The organism is Butyrivibrio sp. AE3009 (assembly GCF_000420845.1).
Taxonomy (GTDB): Bacteria; Bacillota; Clostridia; order Lachnospirales; family Lachnospiraceae; genus Butyrivibrio.
Genome location: NZ_ATVS01000001.1, coordinates 44,190 through 70,110, shown reverse-complemented (window position 1 = coordinate 70,110; position 25,921 = coordinate 44,190). Strand labels below are relative to the sequence as shown.

At 43.9% G+C, this 25,921-nt stretch carries 23 protein-coding genes; all 23 read left to right on the top strand.

Going from position 1 to position 25,921, the window contains the following annotated elements; translation table 11 throughout:
* Positions 1–6: 6 nt before the first annotated feature.
* The 23 genes from aat to recA all read left to right on the top strand — a co-directional run bounded on the left by aat (position 7) and on the right by recA (position 25,520).
* Positions 7–654 (top strand): leucyl/phenylalanyl-tRNA--protein transferase, encoded by a 648-nt coding sequence (gene aat / locus G588_RS0100280; RefSeq protein WP_022776753.1) that lies wholly within the window; start codon positions 7–9, stop codon positions 652–654.
* A 214-nt stretch (positions 655–868) separates the two neighbouring features.
* A complete protein-coding gene (gene ilvN / locus G588_RS0100275) occupies positions 869–1,372 on the top strand; it encodes an acetolactate synthase small subunit (protein ID WP_022776752.1) in 504 nt (167 codons plus the stop codon).
* A gap of 94 nt (positions 1,373–1,466) precedes the next feature.
* Positions 1,467–2,495, top strand: coding sequence for a ketol-acid reductoisomerase (gene ilvC / locus G588_RS0100270; RefSeq protein WP_022776751.1), 1,029 nt, complete (start codon positions 1,467–1,469; stop codon positions 2,493–2,495).
* Positions 2,496–2,595: 100 nt separating this feature from the next.
* Positions 2,596–5,076 (top strand): YfhO family protein, encoded by a 2,481-nt coding sequence (locus G588_RS0100265; RefSeq protein WP_022776750.1) that lies wholly within the window; start codon positions 2,596–2,598, stop codon positions 5,074–5,076.
* Positions 5,077–5,153: 77 nt separating this feature from the next.
* Positions 5,154–6,425, top strand: coding sequence for a 3-isopropylmalate dehydratase large subunit (gene leuC, locus G588_RS0100260; RefSeq protein WP_022776749.1), 1,272 nt, complete (start codon positions 5,154–5,156; stop codon positions 6,423–6,425).
* 87 nt (positions 6,426–6,512) lie between these two features.
* Positions 6,513–7,001, top strand: coding sequence for a 3-isopropylmalate dehydratase small subunit (leuD, locus tag G588_RS0100255; protein WP_022776748.1), 489 nt, complete (start codon positions 6,513–6,515; stop codon positions 6,999–7,001).
* 181 nt (positions 7,002–7,182) lie between these two features.
* Positions 7,183–9,246, top strand: a complete 2,064-nt coding sequence (locus G588_RS21940; RefSeq protein WP_022776747.1) for an endo-1,4-beta-xylanase — start codon at positions 7,183–7,185, stop codon at positions 9,244–9,246.
* 78 nt (positions 9,247–9,324) lie between these two features.
* Positions 9,325–10,305 (top strand): glycosyltransferase family 2 protein, encoded by a 981-nt coding sequence (locus G588_RS0100240; RefSeq protein WP_022776746.1) that lies wholly within the window; start codon positions 9,325–9,327, stop codon positions 10,303–10,305.
* A 26-nt stretch (positions 10,306–10,331) separates the two neighbouring features.
* Complete coding sequence (locus G588_RS0100235) at positions 10,332–11,141, top strand: Mrp/NBP35 family ATP-binding protein (protein WP_022776745.1); 810 nt, start codon at positions 10,332–10,334, stop codon at positions 11,139–11,141.
* Between the two features lie 77 nt (positions 11,142–11,218).
* Entirely contained in the window at positions 11,219–12,541 is a 1,323-nt protein-coding gene (locus tag G588_RS18530) for an AI-2E family transporter (protein WP_196804914.1), read from the top strand.
* A gap of 97 nt (positions 12,542–12,638) precedes the next feature.
* Positions 12,639–13,670 carry a branched-chain amino acid aminotransferase gene (locus G588_RS0100225; RefSeq protein WP_022776743.1) on the top strand — a complete coding sequence of 344 codons (1,032 nt, stop codon included), beginning with the start codon at positions 12,639–12,641 and terminating at the stop codon, positions 13,668–13,670.
* 197 nt (positions 13,671–13,867) lie between these two features.
* On the top strand, positions 13,868–14,257 hold the full coding sequence (locus G588_RS0100220) for a DUF4342 domain-containing protein (RefSeq protein WP_022776742.1): 390 nt from the start codon (positions 13,868–13,870) through the stop codon (positions 14,255–14,257).
* 91 nt (positions 14,258–14,348) lie between these two features.
* Positions 14,349–14,966 carry a Holliday junction branch migration protein RuvA gene (ruvA, locus tag G588_RS0100215; protein ID WP_022776741.1) on the top strand — a complete coding sequence of 206 codons (618 nt, stop codon included), beginning with the start codon at positions 14,349–14,351 and terminating at the stop codon, positions 14,964–14,966.
* A gap of 22 nt (positions 14,967–14,988) precedes the next feature.
* On the top strand, positions 14,989–16,020 hold the full coding sequence (gene ruvB, locus G588_RS0100210; protein WP_022776740.1) for a Holliday junction branch migration DNA helicase RuvB: 1,032 nt from the start codon (positions 14,989–14,991) through the stop codon (positions 16,018–16,020).
* Between the two features lie 31 nt (positions 16,021–16,051).
* Positions 16,052–16,459 (top strand): cell division protein ZapA, encoded by a 408-nt coding sequence (locus G588_RS0100205; RefSeq protein WP_022776739.1) that lies wholly within the window; start codon positions 16,052–16,054, stop codon positions 16,457–16,459.
* A gap of 54 nt (positions 16,460–16,513) precedes the next feature.
* Entirely contained in the window at positions 16,514–18,820 is a 2,307-nt protein-coding gene (locus tag G588_RS0100200) for a U32 family peptidase (protein ID WP_022776738.1), read from the top strand.
* 6 nt (positions 18,821–18,826) lie between these two features.
* Positions 18,827–20,200 carry an FtsW/RodA/SpoVE family cell cycle protein gene (locus G588_RS0100195; RefSeq protein ID WP_022776737.1) on the top strand — a complete coding sequence of 458 codons (1,374 nt, stop codon included), beginning with the start codon at positions 18,827–18,829 and terminating at the stop codon, positions 20,198–20,200.
* A 24-nt stretch (positions 20,201–20,224) separates the two neighbouring features.
* Complete coding sequence (locus tag G588_RS0100190) at positions 20,225–21,718, top strand: peptidoglycan D,D-transpeptidase FtsI family protein (protein WP_022776736.1); 1,494 nt, start codon at positions 20,225–20,227, stop codon at positions 21,716–21,718.
* Positions 21,719–21,775: 57 nt separating this feature from the next.
* The gene (locus tag G588_RS0100185; RefSeq protein ID WP_022776735.1) at positions 21,776–22,105 is read left to right on the top strand and encodes a hypothetical protein; all 330 of its coding nucleotides are present in this window, start codon (positions 21,776–21,778) and stop codon (positions 22,103–22,105) included.
* Between the two features lie 32 nt (positions 22,106–22,137).
* The gene (locus G588_RS0100180; RefSeq protein WP_022776734.1) at positions 22,138–23,229 is read left to right on the top strand and encodes a hypothetical protein; all 1,092 of its coding nucleotides are present in this window, start codon (positions 22,138–22,140) and stop codon (positions 23,227–23,229) included.
* Positions 23,230–23,255: 26 nt separating this feature from the next.
* Positions 23,256–23,657: a GerW family sporulation protein gene (locus G588_RS0100175; RefSeq protein WP_022776733.1), complete on the top strand. Its 402-nt coding sequence runs from the start codon at positions 23,256–23,258 to the stop codon at positions 23,655–23,657.
* A 31-nt stretch (positions 23,658–23,688) separates the two neighbouring features.
* Complete coding sequence (locus tag G588_RS18525) at positions 23,689–24,225, top strand: hypothetical protein (protein ID WP_022776732.1); 537 nt, start codon at positions 23,689–23,691, stop codon at positions 24,223–24,225.
* 239 nt (positions 24,226–24,464) lie between these two features.
* The gene (gene recA / locus G588_RS18520; RefSeq protein WP_022776731.1) at positions 24,465–25,520 is read left to right on the top strand and encodes a recombinase RecA; all 1,056 of its coding nucleotides are present in this window, start codon (positions 24,465–24,467) and stop codon (positions 25,518–25,520) included.
* The last annotated feature ends 401 nt before the right edge of the window (positions 25,521–25,921 follow it).

Here is a 25,921-nt window from a genome sequence, read left to right as displayed (position 1 = left end):
TTAGATATGGCTGTTTACAGACTTGATGACAACGATATATTTTTTCCCATGCCTGAGCTTGCCGATGACGACGGGCTTCTTGCCGTGGGCGGAGATCTGTCGGTGGAGAGACTGATCCTGGCCTACAGTAACGGCATTTTTCCCTGGTATGACAAGTCACCTATTTTGTGGTGGTGTCCCAAAGAGAGATTTATCATAAGACCTACCGAGATTCATGTGTCCCATTCCATGCGGAAGTTTGCCCGTAAGCATAGTTTATCCGTCAAGTTAAACAGGGACTTCGCAGATACCATGCACAGATGCAGACTTAAACGTGAATTTGAGGAAGGAACCTGGATAAATGATGACATGGAGGCTGCATATAAGAGGCTTGCGGATAGAAATCTGGCCCTGGCAGTGGAAGCCTATATTGACGGCGAACTGGCGGGAGGACTGTATGGTGTAAGTCTTGGAAAATGCTTTTTTGGAGAGAGTATGTTCTCAGATATGGAGAACGGCTCCAAGATTGCCCTCATTTCGCTGGCACGGATTCTGGCAGAGCATGGCTATGTGATGATAGACTGCCAGTTCCATACGGATCATCTGGAGAGTATGGGCGGAGTGAGGATCAGCTATGAGGAGTATGTGAAGCTGTTGCATGAAGGAGGACTGTAGCAAGCTATACTTCAATGGTTTAAAGTGGAAAACAAAAAGTTGTTGACATGATTGTATACAGTGCTATAATTTAGAGTAATCAGTGCAAAATAATTTAAAAATCTACCGAATATATATCGATATAACGATAATTAACGAAACTAGAAATTAGTACTTTAAAGTGCTAAAGGCGCAAGCAAACAAGGGAGATTCAGTAGATTTTGAGGAGAGTAAAATGCAGAAAAAAGTATTTCAGCTTCTGGTTGATAATACCTCCGGTGTTCTTTCCAGAATCTCAGGTCTGTTTTCCAGACGAGGATACAACATCGAGAGCATTACAGCGGGAGTTACGGCGGATCCTAGGTTCACCAGAATCACAATTGTGGCTTCGGGAGATGACATTATCCTGGATCAGATTGAGAAACAGGTTGCCAAGCTTGTGGATGTAAGAGATATACATGAGCTCCTTCCGGAGGATTCGGTCTACAGAGAACTGGCGATGGTCAAGGTTAGGGCTGAGGCGGACAAGAGACAGTCAATCCTTGCAACTGCCAATATTTTCAGAGGCAACATCGTAGATGTCAGCCCCGATTCACTTATTATCGAGATCACCGGCAACCAGTCCAAGATAGACGCTTTCCTTAAGCTTCTTGAGGGCTATGAGATCTTAGAACTTGCCAGAACCGGTATTGCAGGTCTCGGAAGAGGTACAGACAAGGTAATCTACCTCGACGAATAACTTAGATGTTAATTTTGTTAGTTCAAAATTGATATATATAGCTTTTGCCAAAGACTATAGGAATATTAAGAAAAAAGATATGGAGGAAAACAAAATGTCACAGGATGCACGTATTTTTTACCAGGAAGATTGTAACTTATCACTCTTAGAGGGTAAGACTATTGCTATTATCGGTTATGGTTCACAGGGACATGCTCATGCACTTAACCTGAAGGATTCAGGCTGCAACGTTGTTATCGGTCTTTACGAGGGCTCCAAGAGCAAGGCTAAGGCTGAGGCTCAGGGACTCAAGGTTTACAATACAAAAGAGGCTGCCAAGATGGCAGATATCATCATGATCCTTATCAACGATGAGAAGCAGGCCAAGATGTACAAAGAGGACATCGAGCCCAACCTTCAGCCTGGCAACATGCTTATGTTCGCTCACGGCTTCAACGTACACTTCGGACTTATCAAGGCTCCCAAGGATGTTGACGTAGCTATGATCGCTCCTAAGGCTCCCGGACACACAGTTCGTTCCGAGTACCAGGCAGGTAAGGGAACTCCTTGTCTTGTAGCTGTTGAGCAGGATGCTACAGGTAAGGCACTTGATCTTGCCCTGGCTTATGGCGCAGGTATCGGCGGAGCAAGAGCAGGTATCCTTGAGACAACCTTCAGAACAGAGACAGAGACTGACCTCTTCGGTGAGCAGGCTGTTCTTTGCGGCGGTGTTTGCGCACTTATGCAGGCAGGCTTCGAGACTCTTGTTGAGGCAGGTTACGATCCCAGAAACGCATACTTCGAGTGCGTACATGAGATGAAGCTCATCGTAGACCTTATCTATCAGTCAGGTTTCGCAGGAATGAGATATTCAATCTCCAACACAGCTGAGTACGGTGATTACATCACAGGACCCAAGCTTGTTACAGAAGAGACCAAGAAGACAATGAAGAAGATCCTTTCCGACATCCAGGATGGAACCTTTGCAAAAGAGTTCCTTCTCGACATGTCAGAGGCAGGCGGACAGGTACACTTCCAGGCTATGAGAAAGCTTGCTGCTGAGCATCCGGCTGAGCAGGTTGGTGCTGAGATCCGTAAGCTCTACAGCTGGAACAACGAGTCAGATAAGCTTATCAACAACTGATAAGTATTTGAAAATATCCTCTAAGTAGAATAGAATTAATTAGAGTGTCATTATATCAATAGTATAGTGACACTCTATTTGTTTTTGAGGAGATTATGAAATGTCAGATTTTGGTTTTAAGGACTATAAGGTGAGCAGTGATAACGCGGAGAAAAGATGGTATGTTCCTGTGATCATGTTTACCAGTTCTTTTGTGATGTACATTCTTGCTGTACTTCCTATCTTTATTTCCAGAGGATTACCCTTTTTCTATTACGGTGATTACAATATCCAGCAGGTTCCTTTCTATATCCTTGCTCACAGGGCGGTTAGAAGCGGTGAGTTTTTCTGGAACTGGAATGTGGACCTTGGCGGTACCATGTTCGGTGATTTCGCCTTTTATCTCTGGGGAAGTCCGTTCTTTTGGATCACAACGCTATTTCCCGAAACAGCAATCCCTTACCTGATGCCTTTTCTCATGGCTATGAAGTATGCATCTGCAGCGACCTGCGCATACCTCTACATCAGGCGATATGTAAGAAAATATACCAATGCCATGATTGGCGGCTACCTTTTTGCATTCTCCGGTTTTAATGCCTGCAATATAGTATTCAACCACTTTACTGATTCAGTGGCATTTTTCCCGCTGTTTCTTATGGCCTTTGAAGAGCTTATGGCTGTGGATGACAAGGGAGGACACTGCAGGTTCAGACTTTCCGGCTGGAAATTTATATTTTTTGTAATAATGACCATGTACATGTCCGTTGTTAACTATTATTTCTTCTTCGGACAGGTACTGTTTTTGCTGATCTATTTCTGCATCAGATACCTCAGGGGCAATAGTTTTGTTAATATCAGAAGGATGTTCTTAAGAGCTCTTTCCGGCGGCGTCCTTGGCGTTATGATTGCGGCATTTTTCCTGTTACAGGCCTTCGCAGGTGTTCAGGGCAATTCAAGACTTGATAATTTCATCACCGGCTACGACATGCTGATCTATCCCAGCGAGAAGCTTATCTGGGATATAATTAAGAGCGTTTCCATGCTTCCTGACATCATCGGCAAAGGCACACTTTTTTACACAGGAACTGTTAAGAATGCATCTCTTGCTGCGTATATTCCTCTGTTTGGAATATCGGGCGTAGTGGCATTTTTCCTTCTTAACAAGAAGAGACATTGGGAAAAGAGCATGCTGATCCTGTGTGCTGTCTTTGCTTTTGTTCCCGTGTTCAATGCATCTTTTTCTATGTTTAACAGCGCATATTATGCTAGATGGTACTATATGCCGATTCTTCTGATGTGCCTTATGACTGCGCAGGTCCTTGAGAGGGGCAAGTCTCCTCAGCTCAAGAAGGGCGCGCTGGTAGCGGTAGCTATGTTCCTTATATTTGTTGTGATATACCTTCTTCCTTCCAAGAACGATGACGGCAAGGTGGTATTTTTCAACATGTCCGATAACAACAAGATATTTGTAAGAGACATGATAGGTTCCGCTATCCTGAGTCTTCTTTTGATCGGAGTGGTATTTGCACTTCCCCGCAACAAGAAGCTCAAGAACATCGAAGGAATTGAGATAAAGAGACCTCTTATAAGACTCAGGGATAAAGTGATTCTCGGAGTTGTTATTGCCAGCTGCATTCTCTCAACCTTTATACCGATTAAGAACGGAAGCTCCATCATAAGCGATCGCGGCAAAGAGAAATGGCAGGAGCAGATGCTCTTTAACAAGGTGGATGTGGATCAAAGTCAGTTCTGCAGAGGAGAGGTTGACAGTACTTCAACCAACTACGATATGGTCTGGGGAGTGCCCTCGATACACTGTTTCCTCAGTACGGTTCCTTCGGAGATATTTGATTTCCTTAAAGGGAGCTGCGGAATAACAAGAACTGTTGAGACCAATATTCCTGTTACGAGAGCCGGCGCCAGAGCTCTTCTGTCAGCGAGATACTATTTTGAGAATGCAATAATCAGTAAAAACAGGGTATACAGTAACGGAGAGGGTACTGACGGCTACTATTTTGCTGATAACCAGGATGGTTTCGATATCTTTGAGAACCTGAACTTTATACCCATGGGATTTACCTTTGAACATTACATAAGGGAGTCCGAGTGGGACAAACTTAAGGCTGCGGATTATGATTATGACCTGGTGAGGGTTCTTATCATTCCCGATGATATAGCTGATGAATACAGCGGGAAGCTGGCTATGACCGAGCTTACTTCCGGGGATCTTAAGGCAGATGAACTTGATTATAACAGTTTTGCTAAGGAATGCAGTGACAGAGCGACAACCTCCTGTCAGAGCTTTGAGACTGATACCTACGGCTTTACTGCCAGGACTTCAATGATAAAAGACAACACTCTTGTATTTTTCTCTGTTCCCTGTACAGAGGGATTTTCCTGTAAGGTGGACGGAGTTGAGACGCCTATAATAACAGCGGATTACGGTCTTATGGCAATCCCTGTGTCCGGCGGAATCCATGAGATCAGGGTGGACTACGAGCCTGAAGGATTCAAGGCAGGACTGGGCATAAGCTTATTTGGGATTTTAATTTTTGCAATATATATCGCAGCGGCAATAAAAAACATCAAGAAAAACGATTAAATTTGTTATGTTATAAATCTCTTTTTGCTATGTTATATTTACAGATAAATATTTGATATAAATTAAGGAGATAAGGTATGAGTGGAATGACTATGAGCCAGAAGATACTGGCAGCCCATGCAGGACTTGAGAAGGTCGAGGCAGGACAGCTTATAGAAGCTAATTTGGACCTGGTGCTTGGCAACGATATTACCAGTCCTGTTGCAATTAACGAGATGAAGAAGTTCAACAAAGAAGGGGTTTTTGACAAGGACAAGATTGCCCTTGTACCTGACCACTTTGTACCTAACAAGGATATAAAGTCTGCTGAGAACTGCAAGTGTGTAAGAGAGTTCGCTATGCGCAACAAGATCACCAACTATTTCGAAGTTGGTCAGATGGGTATCGAGCACGCTCTTTTGCCTGAGCAGGGACTTACGGTGGCAGGAGATCTGATAATCGGAGCAGATTCCCATACCTGTACTTATGGCGCCCTTGGTGCTTTCTCCACCGGTATCGGATCCACTGATATGGCAGCCGGAATGGCAACAGGTAAGGCCTGGTTCAAGGTTCCTTCCGCCATCAGGTTCAACATTGTAGGTAAGCCCTCCAAATGGGTCAGCGGCAAAGATGTTATCCTTCATATAATCGGAATGATCGGTGTTGACGGAGCGCTTTATAAATCCATGGAATTCGTTGGAGAGGGCATTAAGAACCTTTCAATGGATGACAGATTCACCATTGCCAACATGGCTATCGAGGCCGGCGGCAAGAACGGCATTTTCCCTGTGGATGATGTGGCTAAGGCTTATATGAAGGAGCATGCTCCTAATAGGGAATTCACTGTATATGAAGCAGATCCCGATGCGGTATATGATGAAGAGTACACCATTGACCTTAGTACACTTAAGTCAACGGTCGCATTCCCTCATCTTCCCGAGAATACGCATACCTTTGACAATATTGATGATATTAAGATTGATCAGGTTGTGATCGGATCCTGTACCAATGGGCGTATCGATGATCTGAGAATCGCAGCTGAGGTTCTTACAGACCATCATGTGGCTGAGGGAGTCAGATGTATCATCATCCCTGCAACTCAGAAGATTTATTTACATGCTATGGAAGAGGGGCTTCTTAAGATCTTCATTGAGGCCGGCGCCATAGTTTCAACTCCTACATGCGGACCTTGCCTTGGAGGTTATATGGGCGTTCTGGCATCAGGAGAGAGATGCGTATCCACCACCAACAGAAACTTTGTTGGAAGAATGGGGGCCATTGATTCGGAGATCTACCTTGCATCCCCTGCGGTTGCAGCTGCCAGCGCAGTAACAGGTAAGGTTTCACAGCCTTCAGAGCTTGGATTGTGATTATGCTATATGCTTAGCAATCCGTATATCATATGGTGTCAAAAGGTACTTTTGACACCATACATCATAATAATAAGGAGATAAAAAATGAAAGCCGCCAAGGGAACAGTTTTTAAATATGGAGACAATGTAGATACAGACGTTATCATACCTGCAAGATATCTTAACAGCACGGAAGGGTCTGAGCTTGCCAAGCATTGCATGGAGGATATAGACAAGGAATTCGCCTCCAAGGTAAAAGAGGGAGACATCATCGTGGCAGACAAGAACTTCGGCTGCGGCTCCTCAAGAGAGCATGCACCTCTTGCTATCAAGTGCGCCGGAGTCAGCTGCGTAATCGCAAAGAGTTTCGCAAGAATCTTTTACAGAAATTCCATCAATATCGGACTTCCCATTATTGAGTGCGAGGAGGCTGCTGATGCTATCAGCGCCGGCGATACAGTAAGCATTGATTTTGATACCGGAATCATCACTGATGAGACAACAGGCAAGAGCTTCAAGGGACAGGCTTTTCCGGAGTTCATGCAGAAGATCATCGACAGTGAAGGGCTTATCAATTACATAAACAAGAATTGATCAGCATATTCTAATGCGGTGGAGCAGTTCGCTTCATCGCATTTTTTATTTTGTCAGATCGGTTCATTATAGCGACATTTGAGAATAAAACAACAAAATATGCGTAGTGTAGGCGTGAGTATTTATTTATCATAGATTTCGGAGAGCAAAAACAAGAAACTATATAAGTTTGGAGAGAGTTATGAATTTAAAAACAGCCTACGAATCCTATTTTAAGATCGGCGCAGCGATTTCCCGCTGGAACCTTCACACACCTGCTCATATGAAGCTTTTGACAGAGCAGTTTAACAGCTTTACCTGCGAGAATGATATGAAGCCCATGTTCTTTCTTGATACTGACAAGAACAAGGCAGAGCCTGATAAATACAATCTTGCTCCGGCGCTTACCTTCGAGAACGCAATACCTTATCTTGAATTTGCCAAGGCAAATAATATCGCCATGAGAGGTCATACTCTTGCCTGGCACAATCAGACTCCGAAGTGGTTTTTCTGCGAGAACTACAATGAGATGTTCCCTTTTGCAGACAGGGAGACTATCCTTTCAAGACTTGAGAACTACATTCACGGAGTTCTTGATTTCGTACAGAATAATTACCCCGGAATAGTATATGCCTGGGATGTTTTTAATGAGATTGTGGATGAGGGCGATTTCAGGAAATCTCTGTGGTTTAGGACTGTGGGCGAAGACTTTTTTATCAAAGCCTTTGAATATGCCAGAAAATATGCAGCTCCCGGAGTGGATCTTTTTTACGATGACTACGAGACTTCTGAGCCTTGGAAAAGAGACTTCATCATTGAAAAAGTTCTTACACCTCTTAAAGAAAAAGGCCTTGTTGACGGAATGGGACTCCAGTCTCACCTGATGATGGATCACCCGGATCTTGATAATTATAAAAAAGCTCTTGAGATGTACGGCGCTCTGGGACTTAAGATCAATATCACCGAGCTTGATATGCACAACGCAGCCCCGGGAGAAGAGTCTATGCACGCACTGGCTGAGAGATACAGGGCGTTCTTCGAGATCTATCTTGAAGCAAGGAAATCAGGCAAGGCCAATATTACCAGTGTTACCTTCTGGAACCTTCTTGATGAGAACAGCTGGCTCACCGGATTTAGAAGAGAGAAGAGCTATCCTCTTTTGTTCAGCGGCAAATGCGAGGCCAAAGAGGCTTATTACAGCGTTATTGAGGCTGCAACGGGAGAGAAGGCAGATAAATGGCAGCCTGATTATCCTGATGAAGACTACAATCTTCAGGGAATGGAAATGCCTAAGATCAAGAGATTTCGTAAAGATATCTGGGGTGAGGGTGAATATACTTACGCAGCATCCTATGGCTTTACTCCTAATCTGATGGCATTTGTTCATAATGATGACGTCAAGCGCGACTGTCTGCTGGTGGTGCCCGGAGGCGGATATTGCATGTGCACTCCTCATGAGGGTGAACTGCCTGCCATGGAGTTTTTTGACAGGGGTATGAATGTTTTCGTACTTACTTATACAACGGATATCACCATGTCAGTGCCTCTTAAGTCTCAGCCTATGAATGATGTTTCAAGAGCTGTGAGATATATCAGAAAAAATGGCTCGGAATATGGAATTGACGGCAAGAAGCTGTTTATAATGGGCTTTTCTGCAGGTGCTCATGTATGCGGAAGCCTCGCTGTTCATTATGAGGATATTGAGGATAAGAACCCGGAATACTCAGCTGTGTCAAACAGACCAGACGGAATTATCCTGGCTTATCCCGTGATCACGACAGGAGAATATACTCATAAGGATTCGGTGAGAGCGCTTCTTGGTAATGAGCCTACACAGGAAGAGCTGGATTATTTCTCATTGGAGAATCATGTCAGCGAGAATACACCTCCGTGCTTTATCTGGCAGACCCAGGAGGACAATCTGGTGCCTGTTGAGAACAGCTATCTCTTTGCTATGGCACTTAGGAAAAATAATGTTCCTTTTGCTCACTATGTATTTCCCGTGGGCTTCCATGGACTTAGCGCTGCCAACAATGCATTTTTCAGAGGCTGGTCCGGCGGGGAGTTCTGCATGGAACAGACTATGAGGGCAGCTTTCTCTGTAAAGGATGGCAAAGGGGTGAACGTGTCAGAGCAAAGGAAGCAGGAGCTTATCGATCAGTTCTTTGGCGGCAATGAGATGCCAGCGATGGGGATTGATTTTAGCCTCAGAGATGATGTGGGCAAGTGGACTGATATGGCAGATGCCTGGATGAAGAGAATCTAAAGGCTTTTTCTATGTCCTTTTAAAAATGGAAGTTTTGTACTATTATAATATAGGTATATTAGGAACTGGAGAAAGTGTATGAATAATAGATTGTTCTGTGTTATCCCCTGCTATAACGAGCAGGAGGTTCTGCCGGAGACTTCAAAGAGATTAAAAGCAAAACTGTCATCCTTGATGGAACGGGGACTTATTTCAAAAGACAGCCGTGTCCTTCTTGTAAATGACGGTTCCAAAGATTCCACCTGGGAGATAATAGACAAACTTCATAAGTCTGATGAGCTTTTTCAAGGCATCAAATTGTCCAAGAACATGGGGCATCAGAATGCACTTCTTGCAGGGCTCATGGTTGCCAAGGATGTATGCGACATGGCGATTTCCATGGATTCAGATCTTCAGGATGATATTAATGCGATCGACGAGATGATACAGAAATATCATGAAGGTGCGGATATCGTATACGGCGTGCGCTCCAAGAGAGAGACGGATACTTTTTTCAAAAGAGCGACAGCAGAAGGATATTACAATGTAATGAACAGCCTTGGCGCGGGAACTGTGTACAATCACGCTGATTACAGGCTGATGAGCAGACGTGCGCTGGAGGCGCTCTCTGAATTCAGAGAAGTGAATCTGTTCCTTCGCGGCATTGTTCCCATGATCGGATTTAAGACAGAGAAGGTCTATTACGAGAGGGCTGAGCGATTTGCAGGCACCAGCAAATATCCGCTTAAGAAGATGCTGAGCTTTGCTGTTGAGGGAATCACCAGTCTTAGTACCAAACCTATTAAAATGATAACAGGTCTGGGATTCTTCATTTTCTTTGTGAGCATTGCAGTTCTGATTTACAGTCTTGTGAGACATTTTACAGGTCATACTATACCCGGTTGGACCACCACAGTGTTGTCAGTTTGGGCTATTGGAGGCCTGATCATGATTTCCCTGGGGGTTATCGGAGAATATGTAGGCAAGATATATCTTGAGACCAAGGGAAGACCCCGCTTTATCATCGAGGAATACATTGCGGATTCCAAGGATGAAGAGACCTACAGAAATTCAAAATAATTAATATATGATTGGAGATTTTTTTAATGGCTAAGTCACCGGAAGAGTTTAAGAAGCAGATGGATGACAACTTCAAGGTTGCACTCTCTGAGCATTCTCATGTTAAGAAGGTAATAGGTATTGTAAGTGGCAAAGGTGGTGTCGGCAAGAGTCTTGTCACCGGCCTTTCAGCTGTTGCAATGAATAATAAAGGCTACAAGACAGCTATCATGGACGCTGATATAACAGGTCCTTCTATTCCTAAGATGTTTGGAATTGGCAAACACAACTACGCGGATGAAACCGGTCTTATTCCCGCTGTCACTGAGAAGGGCATGAAGGTTATGTCTCTTAATATGCTTATGGACAACGAGACCGATCCCGTTGTATGGAGAGGCCCTGTCATCGCAGGCATTGTTAAGCAGTTCTGGTCAGATGTTAATTGGGGCGATGTGGACTTCATGTTCGTGGATATGCCTCCGGGAACCGGCGATGTGCCGCTTACCGTGTTCCAGTCACTTCCTGTTGACGGTATCATCGTGGTTTCAACACCTCAGGAACTTGTTGAAATGATCGTTGAGAAAGCCATTAACATGGCAAATATAATGAATATTCCTGTTCTCGGAATTGTTGAGAACATGAGTTATATGAATTGTCCTCACTGCAATGAGCCAATCTACGTATTTGGAAAGAGCAAGATTGAGAGCTATGCTGCTTCAAAGGGACTTGATATTCTGGGAAGGATTCCGCTTAATCCCGCTCTTGCGGAGAAATGCGATGCGGGAAAGGCCGAGGACATTGATGAAGACTATCTGGCCAGCCTTGCATATGTACTTGAGGGAATGATCCAAGAATAAATTCTTATAAAGGGAGAAGAGCTATGCGCCTTAAACCTGAGAAAAATCAAGTGACCTGGGGAATGACCGTTTTTTGTGTGGCAGTATGTATAATGCTTGCCTATTCCTTTATTTTTGAAAACAAGGACATGATGACGTCCTTGGGAAAAATAGCCAATTCTCTGTCAGGGATTATTTTCGGCCTTGTAATGGCATATGTTCTCATACCTCTTTTGGAGGGAATAGAAGAGAAGATCCTGATTCCTATTTATAGAAAAAGGGGAATAAAGGTATCGATTTACGGCTCTGAGGACAAAAAGAAAAGGAAGCAGATAAGGACAATCTCCGTTGTTCTTACTATGGGAATCTTTATTCTTATTGTGTATGGCCTTTTCAGGATCATCATTCCTCAGCTTATCAGCAGTATTCGAGAGATTGTATATAATCTCCCTGTATACATTAAGAATATTGATGAGTATTCCAATCTTTTGCTTGAGAACAATCCGGATCTACAAAGGATCATTGATTCACAGCTGGATGCATATTACGCCAATTTAAGCAGCTTTCTTTCCAAGAAACTTATGCCTCTTTTACCAAATGTGAATACCATTGTGAAGGTGGCATCCAAGAGCTTTTTCTCAGTGCTTGGTGTATTCATCGATATTATCGTAGGCTTCATCGTTGCAATCTATGTTCTTAATGCTAAAGAGAGATTCGCCACAATGGGTAAAAAGATGGCTTACGCCTTCTTGAAGGAAGAGTATGCCAATGAGCTCATCGGAGGCTTTAGATTTGTAAACAACACCTTCGCTGGTTTCGTTGGAGGCAAGCTTATAGATTCTCTTATTATCGGAATTATCTGCTATTTTGGTTGCAGGATACTGGGGATTTCTTATCCGGTGCTGATTTCCGTTATTGTAGGTGTCACAAATATTATTCCTTTCTTTGGACCTTACATCGGCGGAGCTGCGGGAGCGTTGCTTCTTGTTTTGATAGATCCGATCAAGGCGCTGGTTTTCCTCATCTTTGTAATTGTACTTCAGCAGTTTGACGGCAATATTTTAGGCCCTCTTATTTTGGGCAATTCAACGGGACTGTCAAGTTTCTGGGTCATCTTTGCCATCACGCTCTTCGGAGGACTGTGGGGAATCATCGGACTGTTTGTGGGAGTACCTGTTTTTGCAGTATTCTATGCTCTTGTGGCAAGGATAACCAACATGTATCTGACTAAGCGTAACCTTAGTACGGAGACTACGGACTATGACGATCTGGCATATATTGAGAACGGAGAGTTCAAGTCTCTTGGCGACTCGGAGAATACCAAATACAACGCAGGCAAAGAGCCTGACACCTTTGAGAGAATCTTCAAAATGAAGGGAAAGAAACGCAAATCCCAAACGAACAAAACTGAAGGCAAGTAATCTTTCGGATATGACTTGACTGCATGAAATAAAGGATTATAATGTAATTTATTAGTGCTTTGACGTGCTAAAGTTAGATAGAAAGGGTGAGGAGTTTATGAGTAAAAAGAATTTAGACTGGGCAAATATTGGTTTTAGTTACATGGTTGCCGACTACAGATATGTTTCAAATTATAAGGACGGCAAGTGGGATGATGGCGTCATTACCAAGGATTCCACCGTTACTTTGAGCGAGGATGCCGGTGTTCTTCATTATGCACAGGAGTGCTTCGAGGGACTTAAGGCTTATGAGACAGAGGATGGCAAGATAGTAACCTTCAGACCTGACCTCAATGCCAAGAGAATGGTTGACTCAGCTAAGAGACTTGAGATGCCTCCTTTCCCTGAGGATAGATTTATCAAGGCTGTAGAGGAAGTTGTTGCAGCTAACAAGGACTGGGTTCCTCCTTACGGATCCGGTGCAACTCTGTACATCAGACCGGTTATGTTTGCTACCGGCAATGTAATTGGTGTTAAGCCTGCGGATGAATATCAGTTCAGAATCTTTGTTACACCTGTAGGACCTTACTTCAAGGGTGGTGCTAAGCCTATCGTTGTTAAGATAAGTGATTTCGACCGAGCAGCACCGCACGGAACAGGTAATATCAAGGCCGGTCTTAACTACGCTATGAGTCTTCATGCAATCGTAACCGCACATGATGAAGGTTTCGCCGAGAATGTATATCTTGATGCTGAGTCAAGAACTTACATCGAGGAGACAGGCGGAGCTAACATTATCTTCGTTACCAAGGAAGGCGGACTGGTAGTTCCTCAGTCTCACACAGATTCAATCCTTCCTTCTATAACCAGAAGATCAATTGTACAGGTTGCAAGAGATATCCTTAAGCTGAATGTTGAGGAGAGACCTGTTAAGCTTTCAGAAGTTCCTGACTTCGTTGAGATGGGACTTTGCGGAACAGCAGCTGTTATCAGTCCTGTAGGCAAGATCAACGATCATGGCAAGGAGATCGCTTTTGCCAGCGGTATGGATGACATGGGACCTGTTATCAAGAAGCTCTACGATACTCTGACAGGTATTCAGATGGGTACTGTTGAGGCTCCCGAAGGCTGGATTCACACTATCGGTTAATAAGTTTACATTGTATTTAGAGGCTATCTGCCGGGCGGCAGGTAGCCTTATTTATTTCTTTTTGGTATTAAAATGAGAATTATGACTCTTTAATATGCAATACTAAGTATATATATCCATATAGCGTGCACATATAATCTTATTATCAGTTAGATAACTGAATCATATAGATCAAGGTATTGAAAGGAGAAAAGAGTATGAATATCACATTGGAAGCAGTAGAAAAGGTAATGGAGCAGACAGGCGTTGAGTACAAGACAGCCAAGGAAGCTCTCCTTAAGACAGACGGCAACGTTGATGAGGCAATCAAGCTTCTGTGTCCCGATACAATCGACATCGGAGAGGAAGCAAAGGCCGCTGTTGAAAAGCTCAAAAAGAGAGTAAAGGAAGGAAACGTTGACAGGATTCAGATCCGCAAGGATGATCAGATCGTATTTAGTGTTCCTGTCAACGTTGGTATTATCGGTGGTATCATTGGTTTTGCCACAATTCCATGGGCACTCATCGCCGGCAGCGTAGCAGCTTTCGGACTTGGATGCAAGCTGGAGGTTGTCAAGAAAGATGGATCTACCGATGAAATCGTATAACTTCTAAGTAGTCCGGGAGGTGGATATTTCTTATATCCACCTCCTCTTTTTGTGGTAAAATAGTAGAGGCTTTATAGGGGAGGAAAATGATTTGATTGCTTATGTAAATGGAATTTTGGAGAGTATTGAGGAGGGGAATGCCGTAGTTGATGTTAACGGCATTGGTTACAATGTAAATATCTCCGGCTCAACTATGGACAGAATGCCCGGTATAGGAGAATCGGTGAAGCTCTATACATATACAAATGTTAAGGAAGATGCTTTTACCTTATTCGGATTTCTGTCAAAGGATGAGCTTAATCTTTTTAAACTTCTCATCACAGTTAACGGAATCGGACCCAAAGGCGGTCTGGCAATTCTCTCGGTGATGTCTCCCGATGATCTCAGATTTGCAATTATAGCAGGGGACAGCAAGTCCCTTTCCAAGGCTCCCGGAATCGGCAAGAAGACTGCGGAGCGTATTACTCTTGAACTTCGTGACAAGATTAAGGCTACTGAGGATACGATGCTTGGCGGAGCCGGAATTTCCATGGACAACGCTCTGGGTGATACTGATTCTTCCAAGTCAGAGGCTGTTGCTGCATTGGTTGCTCTGGGCTACAATTCTGCTGATGCCATGAAGGCGGTGAGGAAGGTAGTTTCCGCCAATCCTTCGGCAGCGGAGGATACAGAGCTGCTTCTTAAGCTTGCACTGAAAGAGATGTTCTAAATACTGATGTGGTGGTAAATGTATGGAGAAAAGAAAGATAAACACAACGGCTCGTAGCGTCGATACTCAGGAAAACGCTGAGGATTCCAGAATTGAGGGATCGCTTCGCCCCAAGAGCCTTTCAAATTATATAGGACAGAAAAAGATCAAGGAGAGTCTCAAGATCTATATCGAGGCAGCCAAGCAAAGAGGAGACAGTCTGGATCACCTCCTTTTTTACGGACCGCCCGGACTTGGTAAGACAACTCTTGCAGGTATAATTGCCAATGAGATGGGGGTTAATATCAAGATAACCAGCGGACCGGCTATTGAGAAACCGGGAGATATGGCGGCTATTCTCAATAACCTTCAGGAGGGAGATGTCCTTTTTGTAGATGAGATACATCGCCTGAACAGACAGGTTGAAGAGGTTCTGTATCCCGCAATGGAGGACTTTGCCATTGATATCATGATAGGCAAGGGACCGACTGCCAGATCTATCAGGCTTGATCTTCCAAGATTTACATTGATAGGTGCTACGACAAGAGCAGGTATGCTGTCTGCACCTCTTCGCGACAGGTTCGGAATGATCCACAGAATGGAGTACTATGATACTGATGAACTGTGTGAGATCATCCTTCAGTCAGCCAAGGTACTTGATGTGGAAGTGGATGAACAGGGCGCAGTTGAAATGGCCAAGAGAAGCCGTGGAACGCCCAGGCTTGCCAACAGGATCTTAAAGAGAGTAAGGGATTTTGCCCAGGTTAAATATGACGGCAGAATAACAGAAGATGTTGCTGTTACGGCACTTGACCTTATGGATGTCGACAAGATGGGACTTGATCACACTGACAGGAACCTTCTGATGACAATGATAGGTAAGTTCGGTGGAGGACCGGTTGGACTTGATACTTTGGCGGCAGCCATCGGAGAGGACTCGGGTACCATTGAGGATGTCTATGAACCCTATCTTATCAAGAACGGTTTCATAAACAGAACCCCCAGGGGCCGCGTGGTTACTATGGATGCCTATCGGCATTTAGGACTTGAAATGCCCGTTGAGGGAGATATATAATCAAATAAATAAACTATATTGGGGGAATATTATGGCTTCTAAAACAGATACCGAAGTAATCATCGGCGGCAAAGTATTTACTTTAAGCGGATATGAGAGCGAGGAATACCTTCAGAAGGTTGCATCCTATATCAATAACAAGATCGCAGAATACAACAAGATCGATGGTTTTAAGAGACAGCCCATTGATACTCAGAATGTTCTTCTTCAGCTCAATATTGCAGACGATTACTTTAAGGCCAAGAAGCAGATAGAGATCATGGAAGAGCAGCTCTCCGAGAAGGAGAAGGAGCTCTATGATATCAAACATGAACTTATAGCAACCCAGATGAAGTTTGAGAACAGTGAAAAGAATGCCAAGAGCCTTCAGACCAAGCTCGATGAGTCCTCCAAGAAGATCATTCAGCTTGAGGCACAGGCCAAGGGCACTAAGAAATAATTATTAAGAGGCTGCATGTTCAGCCTCTTTTTTTGAAGCAATACGTGGTGATTTATGAAGAGAGTGGAATTATTATCTCCTGCCGGTAATTATGAGACCATGGTAGGGGCATTTAACGCAGGTGCGGATGCGGTATATCTTGGCGGAAGCAAGTTCGGAGCAAGGGCCTATGCAGACAATTTTGACAGGGACCAGGTTCTGGATGCCATTGGTTATGCCCATATCAATGGTAAAAAAATCTATATGACCGTTAACACCCTGGTTAAAGAGAGGGAGTTCGGTGAACTGTATGATTTTATGCTCCCTTTCGCAGAGAAGAAGCTGGACGGTGTCATTGTTCAGGACTACGGTGTTATGAGGTTCATACGACAGGAATTTCCCGGTATTGAGCTTCATGCCAGCACGCAGCAGACAGTTACCGGTGTGTATGGAGCCAAACTCCTTAAGGAACTTGGCTGCTGCAGAGTCGTTCCGGCGAGGGAACTGAGTCTTGAGGAGATGAAACGGATCAGGACCGAAGCGGATATTGAAGTTGAGGCTTTTATCCACGGTGCTATGTGCTATTGCTATTCAGGAGTGTGCCTATTCAGCAGTATGGTAGGCGGAAGGAGTGGTAATCGCGGAAGATGTGCCCAGCCTTGCAGACTCCCTTACCGGTTATCAGGTGACAGATCCGGCAAGGAGCAGTATCCCTTAAGTCTTAAGGATATGTGTACCGTTGACATGATTCCTGAGCTTATAGAGGCAGGTATAGATTCCTTCAAGATTGAAGGAAGAATGAAAAAGCCTGAGTATTCTGCAGGAGTAACTTCCCTTTACAGGAAATATATAGATCTTTATTACAGGGAACCGGACAAAAAACATGATATTTCCAGGGAAGACATGGATATTCTTAAGTCTCTTTATCTCAGAACCGGAATAAGCCAGGGCTATTACCACAAGCATAACGGCAAAGATATGGTGACTATAGATTCTCCTGCCTATAACGGAACCTCTGACAAGGTTCTGGCAGAGGTCAAAGACAGATTTTTGGATCATGAGCTTAAGATTAAATGTGAGATCAATTGTCAGCTTACTCTTGCAGAGGAAGCTGTTATCTCTATGTCCGCTTATGTTGGTGACCAAATCCTGCATGAGACTGTACGTGGCAAAAAAGTCGAAGCAGCTTCCAAGCGCCCCATGGATAAGGACAGTGTGCTCAAACAGCTCTCAAGACTTGGAAATACTCCTTTTGAAGCAGAGAATATCAATGTTAATATTGATGACGGCGGAAGCAGAACCGGGATTTTTGTACCTGTAAGTGAGCTTAATGAACTTAGAAGAGAGCTGTGTGAGAAAATGCAGGCCGCTATAGAAGGCATGGCAAGTTCAAGTGTAACATCCGCAGTAGAATCCGGCATTAAGACCGGGGATAGAATTGAGGATATCTATGCTGATACTGAAGTACAGCCGGGGATTCTCGATGTACTTGTTACAAATGCGAAGCAGCTTAAGACTATCGCCAAAATCTATGATAAAGCGGATTATAAGGTTCCCGGAAGAATATATGTAGATAGCAACATATTCTTTTCTTCAATGGATGAAACCGGCGATATTATCAGGAAGATAAAGGAGGCAGTGGCTGAAACTGAAGTAATCCTCGCACTTCCTTTTGTTACAAGGCATGAAGAACTGGATGCCACGCAGGATCTGGATCTTGTTGCCGATAGTTTTGTGAAATATGGCTTTGACGGAGTTTTGATAAGGAATCTCGAACAGCTGGGATTTTTCAAACAGAGAGGTTTTACCGGCAAAGTGATTCTTGACTATGGAATGTACAACTGGAATGCTGAGGCGGTTAAGCTCCTTCTTGAGTGTAACAGCGGTTTCCAAGGTGGTTTCAATGTTTCGGAGATATCGATTCCTCTTGAACTTACCATTCATGAGACCAAAGAGCTGGTTAAGGAAATAAGGAAAAACACCAGGATTCCGGTTTCTTACTGCGTTTACGGCAAAGTACCCATGATGGTCAGTGCAGGGTGTGTCAGGAAGACCATGGATAATTGCTCCGGAAGGCTTCACAAACACCATTCCGAGACTATTGGTATCACCGACAGAATGGATAACGAGCTTGTGATCACCACCAACTGCCGCAATTGCTATAATGTTATCTGGAATGCGCATCCGACGGCGCTTCACAAGAAGTATGAGAATATTGTGGAATTGGGGATTTTTAATCGTCTGAGAATAGATTTTACAACGGAGGATGCTGAGACTGCAGAAGCTGTGTATGAAGCATTTGCAAAAGATATGCCCGCAAAGGCAGATATCTTTGATAAGATCAGCTATACCACAGGACACTATAAACGGGGAGTAGAGTAATTCTAAATGAAGTTATATGTAACTGAGATATCCAAATATGTTATTGCCTTATTCCTTTTTCTGTATACACTGGAAGCTTTTATGGCCTTCAGGTTCAGAACGGAGAAAAAGAGAAAAGGTATATATATCAGACAGATAATATTTATGTTTGCGGTGCAGCTGGCCTGTTTCGTTCAGATAATCGCAAGAACCGGCAAGGCCAGGTATCTGTTCTTTTTTGCCTTTCAGATAATAGTATTTGCTTCGGTGCTGATGCTGTTCTACGTGATATATCCGGAAGCTAACCGGCTTATTATCAACAATTCCTGTATGCTCTTGATGATAGGAATGATAATACTTACGAGACTGTCTTATGATAAGGCGGTGAAGCAGTTTTTTATCATAACAGCGTCCTTTATTATCGGCTTCTTTGTGCCTGAGGCTGTATTCAGATTTAATTTTGTAAAAAAATTCACTTATGTATTTGCGGCCATTGGTATTGTTGCTATAGGTGTTGTGCTTCTTCTGGGAGCTGTTACCAACGGATCTAAGATAACGTATACGCTCGGAGGCATAACCTTCCAGCCATCGGAAGTGGTCAAGATCGTATTTCTGTTTTTTATGGCGGGAGCGCTGTATGAGAGCGATAACATATGGCTGCTTTTCATTAACTCAATAATCGCAGCTGCCCATGTAATTATCCTGGTGCTCTCCAAGGACCTTGGAAGTGCGCTTATCTTTTTTGTTATCTATCTGGCAATGATCTATATTGCTACGGAGAATATCGGATATCTTGCTATTGGACTGGGCTTTGGAGCTCTGGCAAGCGCCTTCGCTTACAAGCTCTTTTCACATATTCAGGTTCGTGTGCAGGCGTGGATCGATCCCTTTGCGGATATTGAAAAAACGGGATATCAGCTGTCTCAGTCGCTCTTTGGAATCAGCTGCGGTAGCTGGTTCGGACTTGGACTATATGGCGGCGCACCTCAGTCGATCCCTTTTGTGGAGCAGGATTTTATTTTCTCAGCAATAGCGGAGGAGATGGGAATTATTTTTGCGGTTCTTATGGCGCTTATCTGCGTCAGTTCCTTTGTGGCTATAATGCAGGAAGGGTATTTTCTTAGAGACAAATATTACAGGCTGGTGGTGTGCGGCATCGGTGTAGCATACATTTTTCAGACCTTCCTGACTATTGGCGGCGGCTGTAAGTTTATTCCCCTTACGGGAGTTACGCTTCCGCTTGTCAGCTATGGTGGAACTTCGGTTTTTGTTACCATCATAATGATGATGATAGTGGAAGGAATCTGCATGATCAGAACCGATGAGCGCTATGTGGCCATTGAGAAAATGCAGAGAAGAAAAGCTGCCAGGAAAAGGACCGAAGACAAGGCTGATACATAAATTTCGGGAGAAGACAATCATTTTATGAATGAAGATATGATAAAAGAAGAAGTGGGTACAGCTAAAGAGAGTGCGGGCAAAAAAGCCGGTAAGAAAAAGACCAAAAAGATCAGGTCTTATCCTATTATCGTGCTTACTGCTTTTTATGGACTGCTATTTGGCACCATGCTTATTTACATCTGCAATTATTCCTACAGAAACAAGCAGGTTCTTCTTAACAACAATTACAATACAAGACAGCAGATCCTGGCTAATCAGAACACCAGGGGCAGTATTGTTTCCAGGGACGGAGATCTGCTGGCCTATTCGGAAGCGGGAGAGGACGGCAAGGACAAAAGAGTATATCCCTACAACGAAGAATTTGCCCATGTTGTGGGCTATGCCTCCAACGGTAAGTCCGGACTTGAAGCTCTGACCAACTATTATCTTATAAATACCAGCGCAGATCTCTCAGAGAAGGTGGAATACGATCTTGAGGGCAAAAAATATCCGGGTGACAATGTTATTACTTCACTGGACGTTAAGCTTCAGGAGGTTGCTTTTAATGCACTTGCCGCAAGGAAGGGAGCTATTGTGGTGTCTGACCCCAAGACAGGACAGATACTGGCCATGGTTTCCAAGCCTGATTTTGACCCAAACAAGATTCAGGAAGAGTGGGAGAGGCTTATTAACGACACTTCAGGTAATGCAATGCTGGTCAACAGGGCAACCCAGGGGCTATACCCCCCGGGATCTACCTTTAAGATTGTGACATCTCTTGCCTACTTAAGAGACCATCCTGACGAGATAGACAGCTACAGGTATTCCTGCAACGGAAGGTTTACTCATGAAGATGAGTCAATTTCCTGTTTTCACGGTGAGAGCCATGGAAGTGTAGATTTTTACACCTCTTTTGCCAAGTCCTGTAATTCCTCCTATGCAAATATGGGGCTTAATATCAGTAGGAGTACGTTTAACAAGACCCTTGATGATCTGATGTTCAACCAGGATATACCGGTCAGTTTGTCACATTCAACAAGCACGGCGATATATGACAAGGACACAACTTCGGCTTCCGTTATGCAGTTGTCTATAGGTCAGGGAACAACAGGAGTTTCGCCTATTCACATGAACCTTATTACAAGTGCTATAGCCAATGACGGTGTTCTGATGAAGCCCTATTTGGTGACGGAGATTAAGGCTGCCGACGGCAAGACTGTTAAGAGCTATTCGCCAGAGAAGTATAAGAAACTCATGACTGAGGAAGAGGCTGAAACTCTGACACAGATGATGATTCAGGTTGTGGAAAGCGGTACCGGAACCAAGTTAAAAGGACAGTCTTACACCGCGGCAGGTAAGACCGGCTCTGCAGAGTTTAATACTTCGACCTCCGATTCACACGCCTGGTTCACGGGCTTTGCTCCGGCAGAGGATCCCGAGATCTGTGTCACCATAATTGTGGAGAATGCGGGAAGCGGCGGAAGTTATGCAGTGCCTATTGCCAAGAGAATATTCGATGCATATTTCGGAGTGGACTAAATTTTTTGAAAATAAAAGTATGGTACAATAAACTATAAAACTGTTACGGAGAGGATAATGTCGAAGAAGGGCTTTTGTGAATTCTATAAAAAGCTGTATTGGGGAGCTTCAGTTAAAAAGCATACTGTAGTTAAGTGGAAGCTCTGGCACGGTAGCGGCCAGTTTGGTATTTTTTGTATTACAAGGGCCACTAACGGTATAGATCAGCTGGACATTATCAACTGCGCCTTTTTGAAACAGCCATATTTCAGGCAACACCCCGTTTATATTTATGGTATTGCGGGAGGGTATGAAGAGGCTATGGATATAGTTCTTCGTATCTCGCAGGAGGCTTCGCTGGCCGGTAAGGACGGAAGACTCTTGGAATATCTGGATTCGGTGGGCTGATTAACTGATAGAATAAATTTGTTGGAGCTATTATGTTGGCGGGAGTTTTGGGAGTTTTAAAGGTCATAGGGATCGTGCTTTTGGTGATACTTGCTGTATTGCTTGTTCTTATCCTGTTGGTTTTATTTGTGCCGGTGAGATACAAGGCGGATCTTTACATACCTGAGACAGAATTTGATAAGGGCTTTGATGTGGGCAAAATTGATTTTTCCGCAAGGTTTACCTGGCTGCTTCATATTGTTAGCAGTGGAATTGATTTTCCTGAGGATAAGCAGTTTTTTGTAAAGGTATTCGGAATTAAGGTTTTTCCCAAAAAGGATAAGAAGAAGGAAGAAAAAGCCGATAATAATAGTGAAACCATGGAATCCGATAAGATCGATGAAAGTACCGATGACGGCGTGATCGAGATGAGCGATATGCAGGAGCTTGAAAGCAGCAACGATGATACGGACGGCGCCGGAGACGGGACTGATAATGATGCTGCGGTTAGCGCTGAAGATGCGGACAATACACAGCAGGAAGAGACGGGATCTCAGGATAATGACGAGCCGGAACCTGCCGATTCGGATACAGGAACAGATTCGCAGCCGGATGAAAACTCGAATGAGTATTCAGATGAGTTTTCGGATGAAGATGAAGGTAAGGACAGAGCTCTTATAGAGATTATTCAGGATATTTTTGACAAGATAGAAAATATTCTAAAAACGCCACAAAATGTGTTCGAAAAAATACAATATACAATATCTAGAGTTTGTGGTAAGATAAAAATGATTAAAACTACCCTGGAAAGCGATATTTTCAAGCGTGCTTATAAGTTGGTTAAGGGGAAATTAGTCAGACTTTTGAAGATGATCCTGCCGGATAAATATAAGGCGGAGATTTTACTTGGGCTGGGGGATCCTGCCACTACAGCCGAGCTTATGGGAGCCTATGGAGTATTATATCCCATAACGCTTGACAGAGTAGTCCTGGAACCGGATTTTGAGCGCAAGGTGGTTAAGGTAAGAGCCCATGTTAAGGGGCATATCACATTGTTCGTTGTTTTGTACTGCGTGCTTGTATGCTACTTTAACAAGGATGTCAAAAAAGTCATCAGGCGTTTTAAGAAGATATTTAACACCTGATTAACGAAAGTTTTTTGGAGGCTATAATGGGAGAAAATAATTTCAACGGCGTAGTAGAGTCATTACTTCATGGTATGAATTCCGTATTGGCATCTAAGACTGTTGTGGGAGAAGCAACACAGGTTGGAGATACTATAATACTTCCGCTTGTGGATGTATCCTTTGGTGTAGGCGCGGGATCAAGTGCTGCTGAGAAGAAGGACGGCGGAGTCGGCGGCTTTGGTGCCAAGATGTCACCAAGTGCTGTGCTGGTTATCAAGAACGGCTCTACCAAGCTGGTTAATATCAAGAATCAGGATGCGGTTACCAAGGTTCTGGATCTTATTCCTGATATTGCGGATCGTTTTACAGCTAAGAAAGAAAACCTTATGGATGATGATTCTGCGGTAGATATTGCTTTTCCCGAGGAAAATAAGGAAGAGGAATAACACTGCTGTATCCTGAAGGCGGGGGTTCCAAATGGAAGATATGAGAAAGATTGAAGAAGTAATTTTAAACGGAAGCATGGATGAACTGGCGGAGCTAAGGCTCTGGCTCTTTAAGGAGAGCTGTCGCCTTGAGAATATGGAGAGCTCATTGTCAGAGCGCTATGCAAGGCTTGAGGCTGATGAGATGGCTTTCAAGAACAGGATGGATGCAGCGGAGCGCAAGCTTGAGACTGCAACCAAGAAGCTCAACAACGACAAGGCATTGTTTGACCAGAGGCTTGCCATTTTGAATAATGGTTTTGAACAGCTGACTAGTGACAAGAAGAGGCTTGAGTCCGAGTACAGGAGACTTGAGAAAGAGAAGTCCTATCAGCGTGAGAACGAGTATGATGTTATGGACCTTCTGTTCAGAGGTGCCAATAATCCTCTCACTCTCAAGAAAAGATACAAGGATCTGATGAAGATGTTCCATCCCGACAATATCTGCGGTGATGCTGATATGGTAAGGCTTATCAATCAGGAATATGATGATCTTTGCAGGCAGTATGATATGGGAATGATCAACTGATACAGTTGCAAAAATATATCAGATATGATAATGTATACGAGTCATTGTTCATGGGGTGGACAATGACTCATGTATATTTTTAGTCGCTTTTTTCTTAATTTGCTGCACCGCAGCAGTTTTTCGGCGTTTCTGCCGGCATTTTCAAATTGAAATTTATTTGAAAAAATATTGTTGACATGACCGAACATCTGTTTTATTATTTAAATATAACGAACAGGCGTTCTTAAAAGGAGAAAAGTATGGAAAGAGAAGAAAAACAAAAAGCATTGGAAGCAGCACTTGGACAGATTGAGAAGCAGTTCGGAAAGGGTGCTGTGATGAAACTTGGTGATTCATCAGACACCATGAATATTGAGACTATTCCCACAGGATCTCTTAGCCTTGATATCGCGCTGGGACTTGGCGGTATCCCTAAGGGACGTATTGTTGAGATATATGGACCTGAGAGTAGTGGTAAGACCACAGTTACTCTTCATATGATCGCAGAGGTACAGAAGAGGGGCGGAATTGCTGGATTCATTGACGCAGAGCATGCTCTTGATCCAGTATATGCCAAGAACATCGGTGTAGATGTAGACAACCTCTATATTTCACAGCCTGACAGTGGTGAGCAGGCCCTCGAGATCACCGAGACCATGGTTCGCTCAGGCGCTATTGATATCGTAGTAGTTGACTCTGTTGCAGCTCTTGTTCCCAAGGCTGAGATTGACGGAGATATGGGTGATTCCCACGTAGGTCTTCAGGCAAGACTTATGTCTCAGGCTCTTCGTAAGCTCACAGCTGTTATCAGCAAGTCCAATTGTACAGTAATCTTCATCAACCAGCTCAGAGAGAAGGTTGGTGTTATGTTCGGTAATCCCGAGACCACAACCGGTGGACGTGCCCTTAAGTTCTATTCATCAGTTCGTATGGATGTACGTCGTATAGAGGCTATCAAGCAGAACGGAGAGAACATCGGTAACCGCACAAGGGTTAAGGTTGTTAAGAACAAGATTGCTCCTCCTTTCAAGGAGGCTGAGTTCGATATCATGTTTGGTAAGGGAATCTCTGCTACAGGAGATATTCTTGATCTTGCCGCTAATTGCGACATCGTTAATAAGAGCGGTGCATGGTATCAGTACAATGGAGAGAAGATTGGACAGGGACGTGAGAATGCGAAGCTCTATCTTGAGAACAATCCCGCTATTCTGGCAGATATTGATGCAAGGGTGAGAGAACATTATGGACTTCCGGTACAGGGAGCAGTTGCGGCTGCACCTGTGGAGGAAGAGACACCCAAGAAGAAATCCAAGTAAATAGTACTCGGCAGCTCTAATGACCCTCGGGGAGTATTCTCCCGGGGGTTGTTGTATATAGGGCGTCGAGACATCTGCGTGGACGATGGAGCTGGGGACTGTGGATGGACATCGGGGATTTTTAAGTGTGGTAGACCATGGCGGTATTCAAAAATCTGCCTCATGGTGTTAAACGCTTCGATGAGCCCTGAGCATGAATCACTCGTGCATAAGGCACTCCTGATTCATAGGTCTCATTTCCGCAACACCACAATCGGCATATTTTTGAATACCGCCATGGCCTACCATATTTCAAAATCCCCGATGCCCTGCGCAGCTTGCCGATTTCCATCACCCATTGCAGATGTTGATCTACTTTATGACAAACCTTAGGAGAAGCTAGTGCATCGAGGGCATATGGT

Bases quoted from the DNA above. Each gene is read 5' to 3' on its own strand.
- ilvC (WP_022776751.1), top strand. From the start codon at position 1,467: ATGTCACAGGATGCACGTATTTTTTACCAGGAAGATTGTAACTTATCA.
- G588_RS0100235 (WP_022776745.1), top strand. From the start codon at position 10,332: ATGGCTAAGTCACCGGAAGAGTTTAAGAAGCAGATGGATGACAACTTC.
- leuD (WP_022776748.1), top strand. From the start codon at position 6,513: ATGAAAGCCGCCAAGGGAACAGTTTTTAAATATGGAGACAATGTAGAT.
- recA (WP_022776731.1), top strand. From the start codon at position 24,465: ATGGAAAGAGAAGAAAAACAAAAAGCATTGGAAGCAGCACTTGGACAG.
- G588_RS0100240 (WP_022776746.1), top strand. From the start codon at position 9,325: ATGAATAATAGATTGTTCTGTGTTATCCCCTGCTATAACGAGCAGGAG.
- G588_RS0100185 (WP_022776735.1), top strand. From the start codon at position 21,776: ATGTCGAAGAAGGGCTTTTGTGAATTCTATAAAAAGCTGTATTGGGGA.
- G588_RS0100190 (WP_022776736.1), top strand. From the start codon at position 20,225: ATGAATGAAGATATGATAAAAGAAGAAGTGGGTACAGCTAAAGAGAGT.
- G588_RS0100220 (WP_022776742.1), top strand. From the start codon at position 13,868: ATGAATATCACATTGGAAGCAGTAGAAAAGGTAATGGAGCAGACAGGC.
- G588_RS0100205 (WP_022776739.1), top strand. From the start codon at position 16,052: ATGGCTTCTAAAACAGATACCGAAGTAATCATCGGCGGCAAAGTATTT.
- ilvN (WP_022776752.1), top strand. From the start codon at position 869: ATGCAGAAAAAAGTATTTCAGCTTCTGGTTGATAATACCTCCGGTGTT.
- G588_RS18525 (WP_022776732.1), top strand. From the start codon at position 23,689: ATGGAAGATATGAGAAAGATTGAAGAAGTAATTTTAAACGGAAGCATG.
- ruvB (WP_022776740.1), top strand. From the start codon at position 14,989: ATGGAGAAAAGAAAGATAAACACAACGGCTCGTAGCGTCGATACTCAG.
- G588_RS0100265 (WP_022776750.1), top strand. From the start codon at position 2,596: ATGTCAGATTTTGGTTTTAAGGACTATAAGGTGAGCAGTGATAACGCG.
- aat (WP_022776753.1), top strand. From the start codon at position 7: ATGGCTGTTTACAGACTTGATGACAACGATATATTTTTTCCCATGCCT.
- G588_RS0100195 (WP_022776737.1), top strand. From the start codon at position 18,827: ATGAAGTTATATGTAACTGAGATATCCAAATATGTTATTGCCTTATTC.
- leuC (WP_022776749.1), top strand. From the start codon at position 5,154: ATGAGTGGAATGACTATGAGCCAGAAGATACTGGCAGCCCATGCAGGA.
- G588_RS0100200 (WP_022776738.1), top strand. From the start codon at position 16,514: ATGAAGAGAGTGGAATTATTATCTCCTGCCGGTAATTATGAGACCATG.
- G588_RS0100175 (WP_022776733.1), top strand. From the start codon at position 23,256: ATGGGAGAAAATAATTTCAACGGCGTAGTAGAGTCATTACTTCATGGT.
- G588_RS21940 (WP_022776747.1), top strand. From the start codon at position 7,183: ATGAATTTAAAAACAGCCTACGAATCCTATTTTAAGATCGGCGCAGCG.
- G588_RS0100225 (WP_022776743.1), top strand. From the start codon at position 12,639: ATGAGTAAAAAGAATTTAGACTGGGCAAATATTGGTTTTAGTTACATG.
- G588_RS0100180 (WP_022776734.1), top strand. From the start codon at position 22,138: ATGTTGGCGGGAGTTTTGGGAGTTTTAAAGGTCATAGGGATCGTGCTT.